Origin of the sequence: Neomoorella stamsii (assembly GCF_002995805.1) — a bacterium.
Taxonomy (GTDB): Bacteria; Bacillota; DSM-521; order Neomoorellales; family Neomoorellaceae; genus Neomoorella; species Neomoorella stamsii.
On the sequence record NZ_PVXL01000038.1, the window covers coordinates 1 to 3,162 of the forward strand.

Here is a 3,162-nt window from a genome sequence, read left to right on the forward strand (position 1 = left end):
AATCGTCCCCGGCGGGTTGATGGCCGGGAGCAGGTTAACCGGTAACCCTAACTTTTCCAGCATACCGTTGGCCCAGGTGCCGGTACGGGGGTTGTACATCTGGGTGGTACTGGCGATGGTAAACTCGCCGGCTTTTATGCCGGTAAAAAAGAAGTTAAAGAGGTCGGGCATCATTAACAGGGTTTGGGCCTGGCTTAAAAGGCCCGGTTGTTGTTGCTGCCAGGCCAGGAGCTGGTAAAGGGAATTGAAAGGCATAAACTGGATGCCCGTCTGGGAAAAAATCTCTTCCCTGGGTACAACCTTGAAGGCTTCTTCCATCACGCCCCGGGTGCGGTCGTCCCGGTAGTGGTAGGGGCTGCCCAGGAGGGCATCCTTTTCCCCCAGCAGGCCAAAGTCCACGCCCCAGGTGTCAATGGCCAGGCTTTTCAGGCCTGTTCCGTAGCTGGCTACCGCCTGGCGCAGGCCATTTTTCATTTCGTGGAAGAGGCGTAAAACATCCCAGTGCAGGCCGTCAGGGATCCGCACCGGTTCGTTGGGAAAACGATAGATTTCTTCCAGGGTGAGGCGGCCCTCGATCAGGGTACCGATTATGGCCCGGCCGCTTTCTGCCCCCAAGTCAAAGGCGAGGTAACGCATACTTGCACAGCTCCTTTGGAAGTAATAACGGTAAAGGGAAGATAGCCCTAGCAAACCGCCGCGGAGGGTTCTTCCCCGGTCAGTACCTTTACAGTTTCCCGGGCAATCATGACTTCTTCGTCGGTATGCACCACCAGGACCTGGACTTTAGCTTCCGGGCTCGAGATCAGGCGGTCACCGCTCCCGTTTTCATTGCGTTCAGCATCGAGCTCGATACCCAGGAACTCCAGACCGCGGCAGATTTCCCGGCGTAGGCCGCTGCTCTTTTCCCCGATGCCCCCGGAGAAAATCAAGACATCGATCCCGCCCATGGCCGCCGCGTAGGCGCCGATATATTTTTTCGCCCGGTAGGCCAGGACGTCCAGGGCCAGGCGGGCGCGCTCATGCCCCTGCCGGGCAGCCTCTTCTACTGCCCGGTAATCGTTGCTGACGCCGGAGATACCCAGCCAGCCGCCTTTTCTGTTGATTACTTCCTCCAGGGCATCAGGTGTAAGTCCTTCCTGCCGCAGGAGATAAACAAGGGCACCTGGGTCGACATCGCCACAGCGAGTGGACTGGAGCAACCCCTCCGTGGGCGTAAAGCCGGTGGAGACATCAATGGATTCCCCACCGCAGCAGGCATTGGCCGTGGTACCGCTGCCGAGCATGAGGGAAACGATTTTTAGTTCCTGCAGATCCCGCCCTAGAAATTCAGCGGCCCGGTTAACCATATAGGTAAAGGTGATGCCGTGGAAACCATAACGGCGCAGGCCGTAACGCTCGTAATATTCATAGGGCAGGCCGTAGAGATAGGCCCGGGGCGGCAGGGTCAGATGAAAAGTATTGTCGCAAACGGCCACCTGGGGTACTTCCGGCAGGAGTCTCGCCACTGCCTCGATACCGGCAATGTTGGCCGGGTTGTGCAGGGGGGCCAGCTGGCAGCAAGCCTTTAAAGTGGCCAGGACCTCGGCATTAATCCGGGCCGGCCGGCGCAAGCCGGCACCGCCGTGGACCACCCGGTGGCCGACGGCATCCAGCCGGTAACGCTGCAATAATTTTAGAATTTCTGCCAGGGCTTCACCATAGTCGCCCCTGGGTAAATGCTTCTGGTATTCATTTGCCTCTCCGGTTAAGTCTTGATGCCTCAGGGTGGTTTCCTGGCTACCGATCCGTTCAACACTGCCCTGGACCATTACTTTTTCTTCTGGCATGGAAAAAACTTTATACTTAATAGAAGAACCCCCGCAGTTTAAAGCTAGAACTTGCACCGGTATTTCCTCCCGCCTCTATATCTTTTTAGCTCGCGAGCATGCTCCTGGGATTCTGGAACCTGTAACCGGCCGGGCAGATAATAAGCCGATGCGGCGCTAACTTAACGTGGCAGCCCCTTGATGTCCCCCTCCACCTGGTCGATAATGCCCACGATAGCCAGGTCCACCGGGGCCTGGGGGACACCCAGGCCCAGCCGGGCGGCACTCCCTGTGGCCACCAGCACCAGTTCCCCCCTGCCGGCACCCACGGTATCCACGGCCACCAGGGTTTCTCCCCGGCGGCCGCCATAAAGGGGCCGGACGAGAAGGAGCTTGCTGCCGGTAAGGCTTTCATTTTTCCGGGTAGCGACCACCGTCCCGGTAACTTCGGCAATGAGCATCTTCTCACCTTATTTCCACTTCGTCGTTGCACTGCAACCCGGCGGCATTGGCGTCGTCGGTGTCGATGTGCATGACGAGCTTGAACTTGGGGCTTACCCGCACCTGGACGCCGCCGAAGATGGTGGGCCGGTCGGATTTAATGGTACGCACGGTGACTTCGTCGTTGTCTTTGAGGCCCCATTTTTCTGCTTCTACCGGGCTCATGTGGATGTGGCGGTTGGCGATAATGGCCCCTTCGGGCAAAGTAACGGAACCTTTGGGGCCGACAAGAGTAATAGGGGCTGAGCCGGCCAGGTCCCCGGAACGGCGCACCGGCGCCGGGATGCCAAGGATAATGGCGTCGGTGCGAGAGATCTCTACCTGGGTGCGGTCACGCACCGGCCCCAGGATGCGGACGCTGGTCAGGGGACGCAGTTTCGGGCCTACCAGCGTGACCACTTCGTTGGCGGCAAATTCTCCCGGCTGGTAGAGGTCGTTCCTTTTGGTGAGCTGGTAGCCGGGGCCGAAGAGGATGTCTATTTCCGGCTGGGCCAAATGTACGTGGCGTGCTGAGACGGCCACGGGAACACGTTTGGCTGCCGGGGTGGAATGGGCTACAGTATTGGCCCCGGCGGTTTTACCCCGGCGTTCCTTTAGTTCGGCCAGGACTTCCCTGGTGATTAATTCGATAAGGGCAGCAGTGGACATTGAGCAGTCACCTTGCTTTACAAAGGTTAAAGGTCAAACTACAACATAGTTATGCGCTTGTTCAGGCCCGGGCCGTTGCCGGCCTTTACCCCAGTTGCTCCCACAGTTCCGGGTGGGGAGAGGGGATAACGACGGCATCCACCAGTTCCCCTTCTTCTTTGAGGGGCGGGGTGGCGGCGTTTACGGCGGCCTGGACAGCGCCGACGCT

4 protein-coding genes are annotated in these 3,162 nt (G+C 58.8%); all 4 read right to left on the reverse strand.

The annotated features are described in order from the left end of the window. Nucleotides 1-636, reverse strand: a 636-nt coding sequence (locus tag MOST_RS06290; protein ID WP_245909662.1) for an FGGY family carbohydrate kinase, incomplete at its 3' end; no start/stop codon positions are given. Nucleotides 637-683: 47 nt separating this feature from the next. Beyond that, nucleotides 684-1,883 (reverse strand): acetate/propionate family kinase, encoded by a 1,200-nt coding sequence (locus tag MOST_RS06295; protein ID WP_106007064.1) that lies wholly within the window; start codon nucleotides 1,881-1,883, stop codon nucleotides 684-686. Nucleotides 1,884-1,987: 104 nt separating this feature from the next. Beyond that, nucleotides 1,988-2,266, reverse strand: coding sequence for a EutN/CcmL family microcompartment protein (locus tag MOST_RS06300; RefSeq protein ID WP_054935794.1), 279 nt, complete (start codon nucleotides 2,264-2,266; stop codon nucleotides 1,988-1,990). A gap of 4 nt (nucleotides 2,267-2,270) precedes the next feature. Continuing rightward, nucleotides 2,271-2,954 carry a phosphate propanoyltransferase gene (gene pduL, locus MOST_RS06305; protein WP_054935793.1) on the reverse strand — a complete coding sequence of 228 codons (684 nt, stop codon included), beginning with the start codon at nucleotides 2,952-2,954 and terminating at the stop codon, nucleotides 2,271-2,273. Nucleotides 2,955-3,162: the final 208 nt, after the last annotated feature.